Genomic DNA, 16,267 nt, shown 5'->3' on the forward strand with positions numbered 1-16,267 from the left:
ACCTCCGACCCCGCCCCCGTACCCTGCCCCGTGCTGCTGAGCCGGCCCCCTACCTCTCCACCCACCCTTCCGGGACTTCCGTGCGCCCCAATGAGTCATTCGCGACCTCTCGAGCCACCGCACTGCGCCCGGATCGACCGCGGGTGGGCGCGAACGGACCGTTCGCGCCCGGCCGCGCGGCCCGGAATTGTCGGGGGTCCCCGGTAACGTAAAAACCGGGGGACCCCCAGGCCGGGGACCTCTCAGCGGCGCGCCCGCACCGCCGAGGCCAGCTCGTCCAGCAGCGGCGCGGTGTCGTCCCAGGCCAGGCACGCGTCCGTGATCGACTGCCCGTAGGTCAGCTCCGAAGCACGCCCCAGCGAAAGCTCCTGCCGCCCGCCGGCCAGGAAGCTCTCCATCATCAGCCCGGCGATCCCGCGCTCACCCGAAGCCAGCCGCTCGGCCAGCTCACGCACCACCTCGCCCTGCCGCACGTGGTCCTTGCCGCTGTTGCCGTGCGAAGCGTCGATGATCACCCGCTCCGGCAACCCCGCCTTCGCCAGCCGGGCCAGAGTGTCGGCGACAGTACGGGAATCGTAGTTCGGGCCCGCGTTGTGGCCGCGCAGGATCACGTGGCAGTCCGGGTTGCCGGACGTCGTCAGCAGCGCTGCCAGGCCGTCGGTGTTGATGCCCGGGAACACGTGGCTGGCCGCCGCCGCGCGGGTGGCGTCGATCGCCACCTGGACGTCGCCCTCGGTCGAGTTCTTGATGCCCACCGGCATCGACAGCGCACTGCACAGCTGGCGGTGGACCTGGCTGGCCGCCGTGCGGGCGCCGATCGAACCCCACGTGACGATGTCCGCGATGAACTGCGGCGTGATCGGGTCGAGGAACTCACAGCCCACCGGCAGGCCGAGCGCCGACACGTCGAGCAGCAGCCTGCGCGCCATCCGCAGGCCCTTGTTGACGGCGAACGTGCCGTCGAGGTCCGGGTCGTTGATCAGGCCCTTCCAGCCCAGCGTGGTGCGCGGCTTCTCGAAGTACACGCGCATCACGATGTGCAGCTCGCCGCGCAGCTCGTCGGCCTTCGCCGCCAGCCTGCGGGCGTAGTCGAGGGCGGCTTCGGGGTCGTGCACCGAGCACGGGCCGACCACGACGAGCAGCCGGTCGTCGCGGCCTTCGAGGATGTCGACCGTCTCGGCGCGGCCGTGGCGCACCACCTTCGCGACCGCGGCGTCGACCGGATGGTCTTCGCGCAGCAGCGCGGGCGGAATGAGCGGACTGATCGACGTGGTGCGCGCGGCGTCGAGGTCACCGATGGTGGCCGGTCCGGCGGAGAGCGTCATGGCGGGGGTGTTCCTTCCTGGTGGACACCGACCCGCGGGGGACTCGCCGAGCCGGTTCTACAGATCCGGCTCGGGGGTGGGAGTCAGCGCGGGTTCACGCCGCCGTGCCCACCCGGGGCCGGCTTCGTAAACCAGAAATAGCGCTGCATGCGCATCAACGTAGCACAGGCGTCACCGGGGACCGATCCGGCAGGTGGTACGGCCTGCACCGATCAAGACGAGAGCCGCTACGCTGGCGTCTGACGAAATGTGACTGTCATCTCCCGAGAACAGACGGAGGCTTCTCATGCGTGTCGGTGTGCTGACCGGCGGCGGCGACTGCCCGGGACTCAACGCGGTGATCCGCGCGGTGGTGCGCAAGGGCATCGAGGTGCACGGCTGGGACTTCGTGGGCTTCCGCAACGGCTGGAACGGCCCCCTCACCGGCGACAGCCGCCCGCTGGGCCTGAACGACGTCGAGGACATCCTCACCCGCGGCGGCACCATCCTGCGGTCCTCGCGCACCAACCCCTACAAGGTCGAGGGCGGCGTCGACAAGATCAAGCAGGTCCTCGCCGATCAAGGCGTCGACGCGCTGATCGCGATCGGCGGCGAGGACACCCTCGGCGTCGCGAAGCGGCTGACCGACGACGGCATCGGCGTCGTGGGCGTGCCCAAGACGATCGACAACGACCTGGGCGCGACCGACTACACCTTCGGCTTCGACACCGCGGTCTCCATCGCGACCGAGGCGATCGACCGGCTGCACACCACGGCCGAGTCGCACCACCGCGCGCTCGTGGTCGAGGTCATGGGCCGGCACGCCGGCTGGATCGCGCTGCACTCCGGTCTCGCCGGCGGCGCCAGCGTCATCCTGGTGCCGGAGCGGCACTTCAACGTCGACCAGGTCGTCTCCTGGGTCGAGCGCCGCTTCGAGAAGGAGTTCGCGCCGATCATCGTCGTCGCCGAGGGCGCGCTGCCCGAGGGCGGCGAGGAGAAGCTGCTGACCGGTGAGAAGGACGCCTTCGGGCACGTCCGCCTCGGCGGCATCGGCACCTGGCTGGCCGACGAGATCGCCCACCGCACCGGCAAGGAGTCCCGCGCGGTCGTGCTGGGCCACGTCCAGCGCGGCGGCACCCCGACGGCGTACGACCGAGTCCTGGCGACCCGCTTCGGCCTGCACGCGGTCGACGCGGTGGCCGACGGCGACTTCGGCGTGATGGTGGCGCTGAAGGGCACGGACATCGTCCGCGTGAAGCTGTCCGAGGCGACGGCCGAGCTGAAGACGGTTCCGGTCGAGCGCTACCAGGAAGCCGAAGTCTTCTTCGGCTGAGTTCCCCGTTCGAAGGGCCGCTCCGGGATCCCCGGAGCGGCCCTTCGCGCGTTCAGGGCCGCTGGCGCAACCGCGTCGACCACGCCGGTTGTCCCGGAGCCGAGGTAGGCGAAGGTCACCGGGTCGAACAGGAACTCGTCCTGGTGGCCGATGCCGTACTCGGCCGTGCTGTTCCAGGTGATCCCGAGGACCGGACGGCCGTCGGCGCCCTCGGCGTCCGGCCGGGCGACCAGCCCGGGCACCTTCGCCACCGCCTCGTAGAGCGCCGCCCGCGCCGCCGGGCGCAGGTAGCCCTCGGCGAGAGCGACGACCTCGTTGCCGAGGTCGTGCCGGGTGTCGCCTTCGCCGTAGGTGCTCTTGTGCAGGTAGGCGAGCATGGCGTCGGCGTCCGTGGGCAGGTCCGGAAGGGCCGCGGGACGCGGCTCGCACCGGTGCGTCACTGTTCGCCGCGGTGTACAGGATCAACACCGGGTCGGTCACTGCTTGGGGCGCAGGGCCCGGCGGCGCGGTGGTTCCGCCGGGCGAGAGCACGACGACGGCCGCGACGGCTGCGGCGAGCCCGGCCGAGCCCCACACCAGGCCGAGGCGGCGAGCCGGCCGTCGTGCGCTCGTCGCGGCGATCAGCTCGGCCCGCTTCCGAGCCAGCTCATCGGGTGCCGGGAGCCCGGCCTGTCCGGGGAAGTCGCGAAGCAGCTGCATCTCATCCATGGGTCGAGACCTCCTCGGCGGGCACGCGCCCCAGCTGTGCGCGGACCTTCCGGCGAGCCCGGTTCAGCCGCGACCGGACGGTGCCGAGCGGGATGCCGAACGCAGCCGCGACCTCTTCGTGGCTCAGGCCTTCCCAGGCGATCAGCAGCAGGACGTCGCGGTCCCGCCGGGCCAGCACGGCCGGCGCACAGGCCAGCCGTCCGGTCATCGCCTGGGCCGCCACCCGCTCGGCGACCCGGTCCGCGTGGCAGTCCTGGTTAGCGGGCGGGCCGAGGGCGGCCCGCAGCCGGTACTCGCGGCGGCGCTGGCCGACGAGTTCGTCGCGATCCCGTAGAGCCACGGCCGGGCGCTCGGGAACGCCGGGTCGTAGCGGGCGCGGCCGCCGAACGCGATCAGGAACGTCTCGACCTCAGGTCGTCGGCGACCTGGCCGGCTTCCCCTGCCGAACTCATGAACCGCCTGCCTGCCGTGAGGCCATCTGCCCCCTTGTCGGCGGAACGGGCGATTCGGCTTCACGGTGGCGTCAGATGCGCGCGAGCTGCTCCAGGACACCGACGGCGGCGGCGATGTCGCCGGTGAGCGGCCGGTCGTCGAGGCTCTCCTCCAGTACCGCCGACGCCGTTTCGAACGCGTCCCGCACCGGCAGCTCCACCAGGTCGGCCTCCCGCATCCGCAGCGCCCGGACCGCCGCCACCAGCTCGCAGGCCAGCACCTGCTGGTAGGCCGAGCACGCCGCCGTCGCCGCGCGGGCCGCCTGGGTCGAGAAGCTCGCGTGGTCCTCGATGCCGCGGGACACCACCGCCGTGCCGAGGGTGGCCGGGAGTGCCGCCTGGCGCAGCTCCGTGAGGGCGTCGTGCGCCACGTACTCCAGGATCATCACGCCCGAGCTGCCCGGCGGCCCCGCCGCCAGGAACGGCCGCAGCCCGGTGAACTCCGGCTCCACCAGGTCGCCGAGGCGCGCCACCGACAGCTCCGCCACCTGGTGCACGGTCGCCCGGGCCTGGTCCAGCGCCGTCGACACGTAGGCGGTGTGGAAGTGCGCGTGGTGATAGGCGTCGTTGTGGACCGTCGAGATCATCGGGTTCTCCGTGCTCGCGTTGATCTCGACGGCGAGGACGTCCCGCAGGTAGTGGATCGCGTCCAGGGCCGGGCCCTGGACCTGCGGGAACGCGCGCAGCCCGAACGGGTCCTGGATCCGCCGTCCCGGCTTGGGCGTCTGGTGCATGCCCAGCAGCCGCCGCATCTCGGCCGCGCAGGCGACCTGCCCCGCGTGCGGACGCGCTTCGTGCACCGGTGTCGCGTACGCCTCGGGGTTGCCGTCGAGCGCGACGTACGTCAGTGCCGCGACGGCGTGGCTCGCGCGGGTCAGCGTGTCCAGGCGCATCGCCGCGAGGGTCGCTTCGGCGAGCGTCGCGGCGTTGCTGCTCATGAAGGCCAGCGCGTCGCCCGCCCGCACGGGTACCGGTGGCACGTGCCCGGTGACCCACGGCCGTTCGCCGGTGAGCGCCAGCGCCGCCTCGGCGAGCGGCGCCAGGTCGCCGGTGCCGATCGCGCCGAGCCGGTGCACCAGCGGCAACGCGCCGGTGCGGACCGCTTCGGCCAGCGCGCCGATCAGCTCGGGACTGATTCCGGACCGGCCGGAGAGCAGCTGGTTGAGCCGGATCAGCAGCATCGCCCGCACCTGGCCGGGCGGCATCTCGTCGCCGCTGCCGCCCGCGTGGCTGCGCAGCAGCCGCAGGCCGTGCTCGACCGAGCTTTCGACGGTGTCGTCCTTGTTGGCCCCGACGCCGGTGGTCCGGCCGTAGACCACCCGGCGCGTGCTCAGTTCTTCGGCCAGCTTCCACGCGTGCTCGGCCGCCCGCAGCGCGGCGATCGAGACGTCGATACCCAGCGGACCCCCGGAGCGCGCCGCGGTCACCACGTCCGCGCACCGCAGGGTCCGGCCGTCCACCCGGATCATCAAGGGCAGTCTCCTTCCGACTGCCCTCACTATGCGGCTAGGGCGACGGCGGCTGCCAGGGCGGGAGCGGCCAGTCCCACTGCGGGACGGGCTCGTGGAGGTTCGGCTCGGCGCCGGGCGCGGAGAAGATGACGGCGAGCCGGCTGCCCCATTCGAGGTAGCCGGCGAAGGCGGCGCGGAACTCGGGATCGGCGGGCAGGCCGGCCTCGTCGGCGGCGTCGAGCAGCAGGTTCACCCACCGGCGCCGCTGCTCTTCGGTGATGCCGCGCCCCAGGTGGCGGCCGATCATGTGGGCGTGGCCGCCGTGGCTCGCCGAGTACTCGGCCGGCCCGCCGAAGACTTCGCCGAGCCACACCGCGACGTGCTGGGGGTGCTCCGGGTCCATGCCGCGGAAGACCGGCTCGAGCAGCGGGTCTTCCAGGACGTGGCCGTAGAAGATCGTCAGCAGCTTCACGAGGGCTTCGTGGCCCCCGGCCCAGTCGTAGAGGGTGGGGGTCGGCGGGGTTTCTGGCACGATCACCGGATCAGGCAACCAGGGGCGGCCCGGCCGGGCAACCACGTACTTTCCGGTGCGTAGGGGAGAGCGGGATGAAGCGGTACCACTGCGCGACGGAGCTGGCGGTCGACCTGATCGGCGGCAAGTGGAAGCCGGTGATCCTGGCCCACCTGAAGGAGGGCGCCCACCGCTACGGCGAGCTGCGGCGCCGGATGCCGGGCGTGAGCGAGAAGATGCTGACCCAGCAGCTGCGCGAACTGGCCGCGGACGGCATCGTCCGCCGCGAGGAGTTCGACGGCCGGGTCCCGCACGTCGAGTACCACCTGACCGAGGTGGGGGAGGAGCTCCGTCCGGCGCTGACGGCGCTGTACGAGTGGGGCGAGCGCCGCGCGGCCGAGCGGGACATCACGTTCGACCCGGCGCCGGAGTCCGATCGGCCCTGACCCAAGGTCATGAATGAGTCATTCATGACGCCCAACGCCATGAATGAGTCATTCATGGCGTCCTGGAGGGGCACCGTTCAGGCCGGATCGGTCTCGTCGAGCCGCCGCTCCAGGGCGTCCAGGCGGTCCGACCAGAAGCGGCGGTAGGGCGCCAGCCAGGCGTCGACCTCGGCCAGCGGCTCCGGGCGCAGCGCATAGCACCGCCGCTGCGCCGCGACCCGCACGGTCACCAGCCCGGCTTCGCGCAGCACCCGCAGGTGCTTGGACACCGCGGGCTGGCTCAGCTCCAGCCGCTCGACCAGCTCGCCGACCGAGCGCTCGCCCTCGCGCAGCAGGTCGAGGATGGTCCGGCGCCGCGGTTCGGCGAGGACGTCGAAAGTCTGCATCACCCCTGAAATGTGCTCCGCCGGGCATATTCCTGTCAAGGAATGTGGACCTTGCATGGTCTGAACCATTGACCTAGTGGTCTAGTCCACTTACGGTAAGTGTGGTCCCCACCACTCCGGCACCGTGGCCGTGAGGAATTCCCCGGAGGGAGAACGCATGTCCCGTTTGCGCAGGAAGAGCTTCTCGGCCCTGCTGGCCGTGGCGGCCGCCGCGGGCCTCGTCGCGGGCGGCGCGACCGCCCCGGTGGCCGCCGCCGCGACCGACGCCTCCGTCGGCAAGGTGGTCGGCTACTTCACCGAATGGGGGGTCTACGACCGCAACTACCACGTCAAGAACATCGAGACGTCGGGCTCGGCGAGCAAGCTGACCCACATCAACTACGCGTTCGGCAACGTGACGAACGGCGGCTGCGCGATCGGTGACGCCTACGCCGACTACCAGAAGACCTACGACGCCGCGGGCAGTGTCGACGGCGTCGCCGACACCTGGGACCAGCCCCTGGCGGGCAGCTTCAACCAGCTCAAGAAGCTCAAGGCCAAGCACCCCGGCCTGAAGGTGATCTGGTCCTTCGGCGGCTGGACCTGGTCCGGCGGCTTCGGGCAGGCCGCGAAGAACCCCACGGCGTTCGCGAACTCCTGCTACAGCCTGGTCAACGACCCGCGCTGGGCCGGCGTCTTCGACGGCATCGACATCGACTGGGAGTACCCCAACGCCTGCGGCCTGTCGTGTGACACCAGCGGCGCGGCGGCGTTCAAGAACCTCCTCCAGGCGCTGCGGGCGAAGTTCGGCTCGAAGCTGGTCACCGCGGCGATCACCGCCGACGGCACGAGTGGCGGCAAGATCGACGCGGCCGACTACGGCGGCGCCGCGCAGTACGTCGACTGGTACAACGTGATGACCTACGACTACTTCGGCGCCTGGGCCGCGCAGGGCCCGACGGCTCCGCACTCGCCGCTGACGTCGTACTCGGGCATCCCCACCGCGGGGTTCTACTCGGACGCGGCGATCCAGAAGCTCAAGAGCAAGGGCGTCCCGGCGGGCAAGCTGTTGCTGGGCATCGGGTTCTACGGCCGCGGCTGGACCGGCGTCACGCAGAGCGCCCCGGGCGGCACCGCGACCGGCCCGGCGCCCGGCAAGTACGAGCAGGGCATCGAGGACTACAAGGTGCTGAAGGCGTCCTGCCCGGCGACCGGCACCGTCGCGGGCACCGCGTACGCCAAGTGCGGCAGCAACTGGTGGAGCTACGACACGCCGTCGACCATCGCCGGCAAGATCTCCTACGCCAAGACCCAGGGCCTGGGCGGCGCGATGTTCTGGGAACTGTCGGGTGACACCACGAACGGCGAGCTGATCACGGCCGTCGCCAAGTAGCGGCCGCGGGGGCACCGGCAGATCTTGTCGGTGCCCCCGTTTATCGTCCCCGGCGTGACGTTCAGCGGATTCGGCGAGTACGCCGTCGACTTCTTCGACGGCCTCGTCGAGGACAACTCCAAGCCCTACTGGGACGACCACGTCGAGACCTACAAGTCCGACGTCCGGGCCCCGATGGAGGCGCTGCTGGCCGAGCTGGCGCCCGAGTTCTCCGACGGCTTCGGCGAGCCCAAGGTGTTCCGCCCCTACCGGGACGTCCGGTTCGCCAAGGACAAGACGCCGTACAAGACCCACTGCGGGGCGGTGATCGAGCAGGGCCGTGGCGGCGGCGCCTACTACGTCGAGGTCGGGCCGGAGGGCCTGCGCGTCGGCGGCGGCTGCTTCCACCTGGCGTCCGACCAGATCGCGCGGTTCCGCCAAGCCGTCGACACCGAGCTGCACGGCGAAGCGCTGCGGAAGATCCTCGCGAAGCTGGAGCGGGCGGGCTGGGAGGTCCGGGGCGACCGGCTGAAGTCGAAGCCGCGCGGGTTCGACGCCGACCACCCCCGGCTGGACCTGCTGCGCTACCGCTCGGTGTACGCGGTCCGGGTGTGGGAGCCGGACGACGTCCTGCACGAGCGGGGGGCACTCGATCGGGTGAAGAAGGCTTGGCGGCAGGTCCGCGAGTTCAACGAGTGGGCCCGCGACCGGGTCGGCCCAAGTGAACAACCGCGTCGTTAGCGTGATCTGACCAGGCAGGCTTCTGAACACTTTCTTGAACATTCGGGATCGGTACAGACGTACGAGCGAAGAGGGTCTACGCTATGTGGACGTGAGCCGACGCGCGAAGATCGTTTGTACCCTGGGCCCTGCCACCGCGACCCCGGAGAAGATGCGGGCCCTGGTGGATGCCGGCATGGACGTGGCCAGAATGAACTTCAGCCACGGCAGCCACGGTGACCACAAGCAGGTCTACGACCTGATCAGGGCCGCGGCCGCCGAGAGCGGCCGCGCGGTCGGCATCCTCGCCGACCTGCAGGGCCCGAAGATCCGCCTGGGCACGTTCGCCGGTGGCCCCGTCGAGTGGCACAACGGCGACATCGTCCGCATCACCGTCGAGGACGTCGCCGGCACCCACGACCGGGTCTCGACCACCTACAAGGGCCTGGCGAAAGACGCCAAGCCCGGCGACCGGCTGCTCGTCGACGACGGCAAGGTCGGCCTGGTCGTGCAGAAGGTCGAAGGCCAGGACGTGGTCTGCGAGGTGACCGAGGGCGGCCCGGTCAGCAACAACAAGGGCGTCTCGCTGCCCGGCATGGACGTCTCGGTGCCCGCGATGTCCGAGAAGGACATCGAGGACCTCGAGTTCGCGCTCGAGCTGGGCGTCGACTTCATCGCCCTGTCGTTCGTGCGCTCGCCGGCCGACATCGACCTGGTCCACCAGGTGATGGACCGGGTCGGCAAGGGCCGGCTGCCGGTCGTCGCGAAGATCGAGAAGCCCGAGGCGGTCTACAACCTCGAGGCCATCGTGCTGGCCTTCGACGCGGTGATGGTCGCCCGCGGCGACCTCGGCGTCGAGCTGCCGCTGGAGCAGGTCCCGCTGGTGCAGAAGCGCGCCATCCAGATCTGCCGCGAGAACGCGAAGCCGGTCATCGTCGCGACGCAGATGCTCGAGTCGATGATCAACAACTCCCGGCCGACCCGCGCCGAGGCCTCCGACGTCGCGAACGCGGTGCTCGACGGTGCCGACGCGCTGATGCTGTCCGGCGAGACCTCGGTCGGCCGGTACGCGATCGAGGTCGTGGAGACGATGGGCCGGATCATCGAGGCGGTCGAGACCGACTCGCCGATCGTGCCGCCGCTGACCCACGTCCCGCGCACCAAGCGCGGCGTGATCTCCTACGCCGCCCGCGACATCGGCGAGCGGCTCAACGCGAAGGCGCTGGTCGCGTTCACGCAGTCCGGTGACACCGTGCGCCGCCTGGCGCGGCTGCACACCCGGCTGCCCCTGCTGGCGTTCACGCCCGAGGACTGCGTCCGCAGCCAGCTGTCGATGACCTGGGGCACGAACACCCACATCGTGCCGCGGGTGGAGTCCACCGACCAGATGATCCAGCAGGTCGACCACGCGATGCTCGACATGGGCAAGTACCAGAAGGGCGACCTGGTCGTCATCGTCGCCGGTTCGCCGCCGGGCACCGTGGGCTCGACGAACCTGATCCACGTGCACCGCCTCGGTGAAGACGACCACGCATAAGGGACGTCCCACCCCCGCAGCACATAGGGTCTGGCCATGACTGAATTGGCCAGGACGGCCGCCACCGAACTGGAGATCCCCGGTGGCGGCCAGCCGGTGCTCGACCGCCTGATCGCGCTGCTCGACCTGGAAAAGATCGAAGAGAACATCTTCCGCGGCGTCTCGCCCGCCCACTCGCCGGTGCGGGTGTTCGGCGGGCAGGTCGCCGGCCAGGCGCTGGTCGCGGCCGGGCGCACCGTCCCGGAGGAACGCCGGGTGCACTCGCTGCACGCGTACTTCATCCGCGGCGGCGACCCGAGCGTCCCGATCGTGTACGAAGTCGACCGGATCCGCGACGGCCGGTCGTTCACCACGCGCCGCGTGGTGGCGATCCAGCACGGCAAGGCGATCTTCTCCCTCTCGGCGTCGTTCCAGACCGACGAGCCGGGCATCGAGCACGCCGAAGTCATGCCCGAAGGCGTCCCGGCGCCGGAGACGCTGCCGACGCTGATGGAACGCGCCGAGGGCTACGCGATCGGCGCGCACGCCCGGCCGCGGCCGATCGACCTGCGGTACGTCAACGAGCCGCCGTGGGTCACCCGCGAGACCGGTGAGCGGCCCGCGCGCAACCAGGTGTGGATGCGCGCCGACGGGAAACTGCCCGACCAGCAGCTGCTGCACGTCTGCGTGCTGACCTACGCCTCGGACATGACGCTGCTGGACTCGGTGCTCGCGCGCCACGGCGTCTACTGGGACACCGACAAGGTGCTCGGCGCCAGCCTCGACCACGCACTGTGGTTCCACCGGCCGTTCCGCGCGGACGAGTGGTTCCTCTACGACAGCGCTTCGCCGACGGCGTCCGGCGCCCGCGGTCTGGCCACCGGCCGGTTCTTCGCCGAGGACGGCACGCTGATCGCGACGGTCGTCCAAGAAGGACTCTTGCGCGTCTTGTGAAGTTCGCCGGGAAATCACCCGCACGGGCGACGAATGGTCTGAATATCGGTCGCCGGAAAGGGGCATTTGGCCCGGGTGAGGGGGCCGGGACCGATCGGGGGACGGCCCCGGACCCCTCCGTGTGATGATCGCGCAGCACTTCGCGCGGTCATCGTCTACCCTGCTCAGAGGCCAGTCGAAGCCACGGCTGGCCGACTGTCAGGCGCCCGACGCAGTGCAGGGTGCGAGGATACAAGAGCATTCTGCAAATTGCAGATCCGGTGCCGGAATCGACTCACGTTAATGTTCCACCAACTCCGCGCCCGGCTGGTTAGATGCAGGAAGTACGTCGACATCCGGAGGTACCGCGATGGCCAGGGGACAGAGCCCCACCGTTCGCCGGCGGAGGCTTTCGGGCGAGCTGCGCCGGCTCCGCGAGGCCGCGGACCTCACCATCGACGAGGTGGGCGAGAAGCTCGAGTGCTCCGCCTCGAAGATCAGCCGCATCGAGACCGGCCACGTCGGCGTCACCCCGCGTGACGCCCGGGACATGCTGGCCCTCTACGGGATCACCGGCGACGAGCAGGAGGCGCTCGTCCAGCTGGCCAGGGAAGCCCGCAAGCGCGGCTGGTGGCACGCGTACAACGAGGTCTTCACCGGCACCTTCGTCGGGCTCGAAGCCGACGCCAGCTCACTGCGCGCGTTCCAGGCCCTCCTGGTGCCGGGGCTGCTGCAGACCGAGCGGTACGCCCGCGCGGTGATCCGCGCGCTGCGGCCGGACGCCGACGACGCCGAGATCCGCCGCCGCGTCGCCGCCCGGATGGCTCGCCAGGAACTGCTGTCCGAGACCCCGCCACCCGAGTACTGGGCCGTGATGGACGAAGCCGTGCTGCGCCGCGTGGTCGACGGGCCCGAGGTGATGGCCGAGCAGCTCTACCGGATGGTCGCCGTCGCCGAAAAACCGAACGTGACCGTCCAGGTCGTGCCGTTCGGTGCCGGCGCGCACCCCGGCATGGAAGGCCCCTTCCTCATCATGGGCTTCCCCGAGCAGGCCGACCCGGACGTCGTCTACGTCGACGACAGCACGTCCAGCGGCCTCTACCTGGAGGAACCCACAGACGTGCGGCGCTACGGGCTGATGTTCGACCATCTGCGCGCGGCCGCACTGAAACCGGACGACTCGGTGGACCTGATCGCCGAGGCGGCCGGACGGTTCGCCGAACAGGCGGCCGTACCGGGTCCGGTGCACCATCCGGATCCGAGGACACAGTAAGGGAGTGGGGACCATGGAAGCAGAACTCTCCGGAGCGCGGTGGCGCAAGAGCAGCCACAGCGGTGGCGGCAACGACTGCGTCGAGGTCGCGTTCGTCGCCGGCGGTGCCGCGGTGCGCGACTCGAAGGACCCCGAAGGGGGTGCGTTCCGCCTGCCCGCGTCGGGTTGGCGGGGGCTGCTGGCCGCGGTGCGGACCGGTGGCCCGGCGAGCGACTGAGCCGCTTAGGGAAAAGGCGCTTCGAGAAGACCCCTTACCCCCGCCGAGCTGGGCTCGGCCGGGAGTAAGGGGTCTTTTCGCGCGAGGCCTGCGTGATCACCCGATGCCCGGGGCTCCCCCTCAGGACGAACCTGAGTGCTACCAGACGGAGAACCCAGGGACAGGGGAACACGATGCACAGCGATCTCATGCTCGACGCGGTCCGAGCCGAAGCGGCCTACCGGGCCGAGGAACTGCGGAAGGCCGGGCGCAGCGCCTGGGCCGCCCGCGCCCGCCGCGCCGTCCGCCACCTGCGGGCCGCGCACGCCGACGTCGAGGTGCCGGCGCAGGAACGCCGCGAGGCCTCGCGGGAGACGGCCGGCGCGGCCAAGACCGCCCGGTAAGGGCAGCGAGATGGTGTCGAAGGCGATAAGCGGTCGGAAACTGTCGGTGACATCTGGGGCTTCGCCCCAGGTCGGGGGCTCCGCCACCCGAGCCCCCGGAAAAATGTCGGTGGGGTAGGTCAGAATGCTCCTCGTGCCCCGACTCGGCTCCGGAATCCCGCTCGTCGCCCGTACCCACGAGATGCGGCGGCTCCGCGCCGCCTTCGCCAGGGCCGAACGTGGCGAAGCCGGCGCGGCGCTGCTCTCGGGGGACGCCGGGGTCGGCAAGACCCGGCTGCTGACCGCGCTCGGCGAGCACGTCGAAGCGTGCGGTGCGCTGCTGCTCACCGGCCGCTGCATCGACGTCCGCGAGGGCGGCCTTCCTTATCTTCCGTTCGCCGAGGCGCTCGCCCCGCTGGGCAGCGCGACGGACCCGGCGGTCGCCGCCGCGGTGCGGGCCCGGCCCGCCCTGGGGCGGCTGCTGCCGCAGGGGCAGGGCGTGGAAGAACCGCGCCCGGCCGAACACCCGCCGATGACCTCGAACGACCGGGAAACGATGGTGCGTCCCCGGCCGGAACAGGATCTCGGTCAGCTGCAGTTGTTCGACGCGGTACTGGGGGTGCTGACCGAGATCGCCGAGGCGCGGCCCGTGGTGATCCTCCTGGAGGATCTCCACTGGGCCGACGCCTCGACCCGGAACCTGCTGTCCTTCCTGCTCAGCCGGCTGCGGGCGCAGCGGCTGCTGGTCGTGGGCAGCTACCGCGAGGAGGACGTCCACCGGCGGCACCCGCTGCGCGGCCTGCTGTCCGAGCTGGTCCGGCTCGCCACCGTCGAGCGCGTCGACCTGCAGCCCTTCGGCGCGGTCGACGCCCGCAAGTTCGTCGAGGCGCTGGCCGACGAGCCGCTGCCGCCGGACGTCGTGGGCGACATCGTCACCCGCTCCGAGGGCAACCCGTTCTTCGCCGAGGAGCTGCTCGCCACCAAGACCGAGTGCAACGACCTGCCCGCCGGGCTGGCCGAGGTGCTGCTGTCCCGGCTCGAGCGGCTCTCGCCGGACGCCCGCCGGGTCGCGCGGGTCATCTCGGTCGCCAACGAGCCGGTCATGCACGCCGCGCTCGCCGAAGTCTCCGGGCTGGGGGAGCTGGAGCTCGACGAAGCGCTGCGGGAAGCCGTCCAGCACCACGTCCTGGTGGTGCTTTCGGACGGCTCGTACACGTTCCGGCACGCGTTGCTGCAGGAAGCGGTGTACGGCGACCTGCTGCCGGGGGAGCGGTCGCGCACGCACGCGGCGTACGCGGCGCGGATCAAGGCGCGGCCGCAGGGCCGCGGCCACGACGCGAAGCTGGCCTACCACTCGATGCAGAGCAGCGATCTGGCCACCGCGCTGCCGGCGTTGCTGCGCGCGATGGACGAGGCCGAGAAGCTCGGCGCGCCCGGGTCGGCGCTGCAGCACGTCGAACAGGCACTGTCCATCTGGGACGCCGTCACCCCGGCGGACCGGCCGGACGGGGTCGACGAGCTGAAGCTGCTGTACGAAGCGTCGTACTTCGCGGGGACGTCCGGCGAGCCCGAGCGGGCTGCGGCGTTCGCCCGCTCGGCCACCCAGGCACTGACCGCCGACGTCCCGAACGACCGGGCCGCGAAGGTGTGGCGGCGGCTGGCGGACGCGCTGCTCGCGCTGGAAGGCACCCTCGACGAGGCGGTCGCCGCCATCGACCGGGCCTGGGACCTGGTTGAAGACACCGATCCCAGCTCGGCGCGCGCCTGGGTGCTGGCCAGCCGGGCCGGGTTCCTGCGGATCCTCGACCAGCCCGAGGCGGCGCTCGACAGCGCGCTCGCCGCGGTGGCCGACGCGCAGGCCGTGGGCGCGACGGGGGCGGAGGCGTCGGCGCTGGTCACCCTGGGCACGCTGGCCGATTCGCGGGGCGACGCCGCCGAGGCCCGGGAGCGGCTGCGACAGGCCCAGCGCAAGGCGCGCGACGTGGGCGCGTACAACACCGAGATCCGCGCGACCTACTTCCTCGCGCTGAGCCACGACGACCAAGGCGAGTTCGCCGTGGCGCTGGAACACGCCTCGCACGGCGTCGCCCGCGCCGAAGAATCCGGGCTGAGCTGGAGCGTCTACGGGCTGGAACTGCGGGCGCGGCAGCTGATGCTGCGCTACCTGATGGGCGACTGGCCGGACGAGAGCGCCGGCCGCGCCGGGCGCGGGGTGTCCAGCGCGGTCGCCGCGCGGATCCTGGCGATCTGGTCGCTGTTCGTCGTCGCCCGCGGCCGGTTCGACGAGGGCGCGAAGCTCCTGTCCGGTCTGCGGCAGCACTGGACGGCGGACATGCAGATCCCGCTGTCGGCCGGCGGCGCGGGCATCGAGCTGGCGTACTGGCGCGGCGACCACGCCGGAGCCGTGCGCCAGGCCGAAGACCTGGTCGGCTGGCTCGAGCGGATCGAACCCGGCCTGCTGGCCGGCATCCGGATCGCCGCGCTCGGCGTGTCCGCCGCGGCCAGGCTGGCCGCCGAGGCCCGCGTCCACGGCGACCAGGCCGCGGCCGAAGCCGCCGTGGCGGCCGGCGAGCGGCTGCTGGCGCACGGCCGGATGTGCTCGGTGGTCGGCCAGCCGCGTTCGGGCACGCTCGGTCCGGAGGGCCGTGCGTGGCTGGCCCGCCTGGAGGCGGCGGCGACCTGCCTCACCGGCCGGGGCGACCCCCGGCTGTGGGCGGCCGCGGTGGAGGCGTTCGGCTACGGCGCCGTCTACGAGCAGGCGGTCTGCCGCTGGCACGAAGCCGAAGCCTTGCTGGCCGCGGACGCCGGCGCGGGCGCGGCGCTCGAAGCGGCCCACGCGGTGGCGGTCCGGCTCGGCGCGATCCCGCTGCGCGACGCCGTCCGCGACCTGGCGCACCGGGCCCGCGTCGAGCTGGCGGGCGTCGAACCGGCGGCCCCGGCCCGCACGGTCACCGACCCGCTGACCGACCGCGAGCGAGACGTCCTGGAGCGCGTCGCGCTGGGCCGCACGAACCGCCAGGTCGGCGAAGAGCTCTACATCAGCGAAAAAACGGTGAGCGTCCACCTTTCGCGCGTCATGGCCAAGCTGGGCGCCAGCCGCCGCGCGGAGGCGGTCGCCATCGCCTACGACCGCGGCCTGTTGACCGCCCCCACCGCGTGATCAGCGGGGAATCACTTGGAGTTGCCCCGTGGGGCCGGACACCTTGATTCCAGACAGTGGTCTGGAGGGAGGATGTCCTGATGTCGCGCAGGTCGAAGTATCCGG

Annotated in this window: 16 protein-coding genes; 10 read left to right on the forward strand and 6 right to left on the reverse strand. The window is 71.6% G+C overall.

Annotated features, from left to right (window positions below; genetic code table 11):
- Nucleotides 1-242: 242 nt before the first annotated feature.
- Entirely contained in the window at nt 243-1,325 is a 1,083-nt protein-coding gene (locus AB0F52_RS45760) for a 3-deoxy-7-phosphoheptulonate synthase (RefSeq protein ID WP_360184939.1), read from the reverse strand.
- Nucleotides 1,326-1,611: 286 nt separating this feature from the next.
- Here AB0F52_RS45760 and AB0F52_RS45765 point away from each other — a divergent pair, with 286 nt between their 5' ends.
- Nucleotides 1,612-2,637, forward strand: coding sequence for a 6-phosphofructokinase (locus AB0F52_RS45765; RefSeq protein WP_360184941.1), 1,026 nt, complete (start codon nt 1,612-1,614; stop codon nt 2,635-2,637).
- On the opposite strand, the gene AB0F52_RS45770 is transcribed toward AB0F52_RS45765, so the two are convergent.
- The 4 genes from AB0F52_RS45770 to AB0F52_RS45785 all read right to left on the reverse strand — a co-directional run bounded on the left by AB0F52_RS45770 (nt 2,607) and on the right by AB0F52_RS45785 (nt 5,825).
- Entirely contained in the window at nt 2,607-3,077 is a 471-nt protein-coding gene (locus tag AB0F52_RS45770; protein WP_360184944.1) for a hypothetical protein, read from the reverse strand. The two genes, AB0F52_RS45765 and AB0F52_RS45770, sit on opposite strands and share 31 nt — an antisense overlap.
- A gap of 260 nt (nt 3,078-3,337) precedes the next feature.
- Entirely contained in the window at nt 3,338-3,685 is a 348-nt protein-coding gene (locus tag AB0F52_RS45775) for a sigma factor-like helix-turn-helix DNA-binding protein (protein WP_360184947.1), read from the reverse strand.
- Nucleotides 3,686-3,868: 183 nt separating this feature from the next.
- The gene (locus AB0F52_RS45780) at nt 3,869-5,305 is read right to left on the reverse strand and encodes an aromatic amino acid ammonia-lyase (protein WP_360184949.1); all 1,437 of its coding nucleotides are present in this window, start codon (nt 5,303-5,305) and stop codon (nt 3,869-3,871) included.
- Nucleotides 5,306-5,342: 37 nt separating this feature from the next.
- Nucleotides 5,343-5,825, reverse strand: coding sequence for a group II truncated hemoglobin (locus AB0F52_RS45785; protein WP_360184952.1), 483 nt, complete (start codon nt 5,823-5,825; stop codon nt 5,343-5,345).
- 68 nt (nt 5,826-5,893) lie between these two features.
- On the opposite strand from AB0F52_RS45785, the gene AB0F52_RS45790 reads away from it, so the two are divergent.
- Nucleotides 5,894-6,244, forward strand: coding sequence for a helix-turn-helix domain-containing protein (locus AB0F52_RS45790; RefSeq protein ID WP_360184955.1), 351 nt, complete (start codon nt 5,894-5,896; stop codon nt 6,242-6,244).
- A gap of 77 nt (nt 6,245-6,321) precedes the next feature.
- Here the strand turns inward: AB0F52_RS45790 and AB0F52_RS45795 are convergent, their stop codons facing one another.
- Nucleotides 6,322-6,630 (reverse strand): metalloregulator ArsR/SmtB family transcription factor, encoded by a 309-nt coding sequence (locus AB0F52_RS45795; RefSeq protein WP_360184980.1) that lies wholly within the window; start codon nt 6,628-6,630, stop codon nt 6,322-6,324.
- Nucleotides 6,631-6,787: 157 nt separating this feature from the next.
- Between AB0F52_RS45795 and AB0F52_RS45800 the strand changes: the two genes are divergently transcribed.
- From AB0F52_RS45800 to AB0F52_RS45835, 8 genes are all read left to right on the forward strand, one after another.
- A complete protein-coding gene (locus tag AB0F52_RS45800; protein ID WP_360184958.1) occupies nt 6,788-8,002 on the forward strand; it encodes a glycoside hydrolase family 18 protein in 1,215 nt (404 codons plus the stop codon).
- A 54-nt stretch (nt 8,003-8,056) separates the two neighbouring features.
- Nucleotides 8,057-8,722 carry a DUF2461 domain-containing protein gene (locus tag AB0F52_RS45805; RefSeq protein ID WP_360184961.1) on the forward strand — a complete coding sequence of 222 codons (666 nt, stop codon included), beginning with the start codon at nt 8,057-8,059 and terminating at the stop codon, nt 8,720-8,722.
- A gap of 91 nt (nt 8,723-8,813) precedes the next feature.
- Nucleotides 8,814-10,238, forward strand: a complete 1,425-nt coding sequence (gene pyk, locus AB0F52_RS45810; protein ID WP_360184964.1) for a pyruvate kinase — start codon at nt 8,814-8,816, stop codon at nt 10,236-10,238.
- A gap of 36 nt (nt 10,239-10,274) precedes the next feature.
- On the forward strand, nt 10,275-11,171 hold the full coding sequence (locus AB0F52_RS45815; RefSeq protein ID WP_285989742.1) for an acyl-CoA thioesterase II: 897 nt from the start codon (nt 10,275-10,277) through the stop codon (nt 11,169-11,171).
- A gap of 349 nt (nt 11,172-11,520) precedes the next feature.
- On the forward strand, nt 11,521-12,423 hold the full coding sequence (locus AB0F52_RS45820) for a helix-turn-helix transcriptional regulator (RefSeq protein WP_103342892.1): 903 nt from the start codon (nt 11,521-11,523) through the stop codon (nt 12,421-12,423).
- Between the two features lie 13 nt (nt 12,424-12,436).
- The gene (locus tag AB0F52_RS45825; protein WP_360184968.1) at nt 12,437-12,640 is read left to right on the forward strand and encodes a DUF397 domain-containing protein; all 204 of its coding nucleotides are present in this window, start codon (nt 12,437-12,439) and stop codon (nt 12,638-12,640) included.
- A gap of 173 nt (nt 12,641-12,813) precedes the next feature.
- Nucleotides 12,814-13,023 carry a hypothetical protein gene (locus AB0F52_RS45830; RefSeq protein ID WP_285989745.1) on the forward strand — a complete coding sequence of 70 codons (210 nt, stop codon included), beginning with the start codon at nt 12,814-12,816 and terminating at the stop codon, nt 13,021-13,023.
- Nucleotides 13,024-13,147: 124 nt separating this feature from the next.
- Nucleotides 13,148-16,162, forward strand: a complete 3,015-nt coding sequence (locus AB0F52_RS45835) for an AAA family ATPase (RefSeq protein WP_360184971.1) — start codon at nt 13,148-13,150, stop codon at nt 16,160-16,162.
- Nucleotides 16,163-16,267: the final 105 nt, after the last annotated feature.

The organism is Amycolatopsis sp. NPDC024027 (genome assembly GCF_040638975.1).
Taxonomy (GTDB): domain Bacteria; phylum Actinomycetota; class Actinomycetes; order Mycobacteriales; family Pseudonocardiaceae; genus Amycolatopsis.

Bases quoted from the DNA above. Each gene is read 5' to 3' on its own strand.
- AB0F52_RS45760 (WP_360184939.1), bottom strand. From the start codon at position 1,325: ATGACGCTCTCCGCCGGACCGGCCACCATCGGTGACCTCGACGCCGCG.
- AB0F52_RS45765 (WP_360184941.1), top strand. From the start codon at position 1,612: ATGCGTGTCGGTGTGCTGACCGGCGGCGGCGACTGCCCGGGACTCAAC.
- AB0F52_RS45780 (WP_360184949.1), bottom strand. From the start codon at position 5,305: ATGATCCGGGTGGACGGCCGGACCCTGCGGTGCGCGGACGTGGTGACC.
- AB0F52_RS45790 (WP_360184955.1), top strand. From the start codon at position 5,894: ATGAAGCGGTACCACTGCGCGACGGAGCTGGCGGTCGACCTGATCGGC.
- AB0F52_RS45795 (WP_360184980.1), bottom strand. From the start codon at position 6,630: ATGCAGACTTTCGACGTCCTCGCCGAACCGCGGCGCCGGACCATCCTC.
- AB0F52_RS45800 (WP_360184958.1), top strand. From the start codon at position 6,788: ATGTCCCGTTTGCGCAGGAAGAGCTTCTCGGCCCTGCTGGCCGTGGCG.
- AB0F52_RS45815 (WP_285989742.1), top strand. From the start codon at position 10,275: ATGACTGAATTGGCCAGGACGGCCGCCACCGAACTGGAGATCCCCGGT.
- AB0F52_RS45820 (WP_103342892.1), top strand. From the start codon at position 11,521: ATGGCCAGGGGACAGAGCCCCACCGTTCGCCGGCGGAGGCTTTCGGGC.
- AB0F52_RS45825 (WP_360184968.1), top strand. From the start codon at position 12,437: ATGGAAGCAGAACTCTCCGGAGCGCGGTGGCGCAAGAGCAGCCACAGC.
- AB0F52_RS45830 (WP_285989745.1), top strand. From the start codon at position 12,814: ATGCACAGCGATCTCATGCTCGACGCGGTCCGAGCCGAAGCGGCCTAC.
- AB0F52_RS45835 (WP_360184971.1), top strand. From the start codon at position 13,148: ATGCTCCTCGTGCCCCGACTCGGCTCCGGAATCCCGCTCGTCGCCCGT.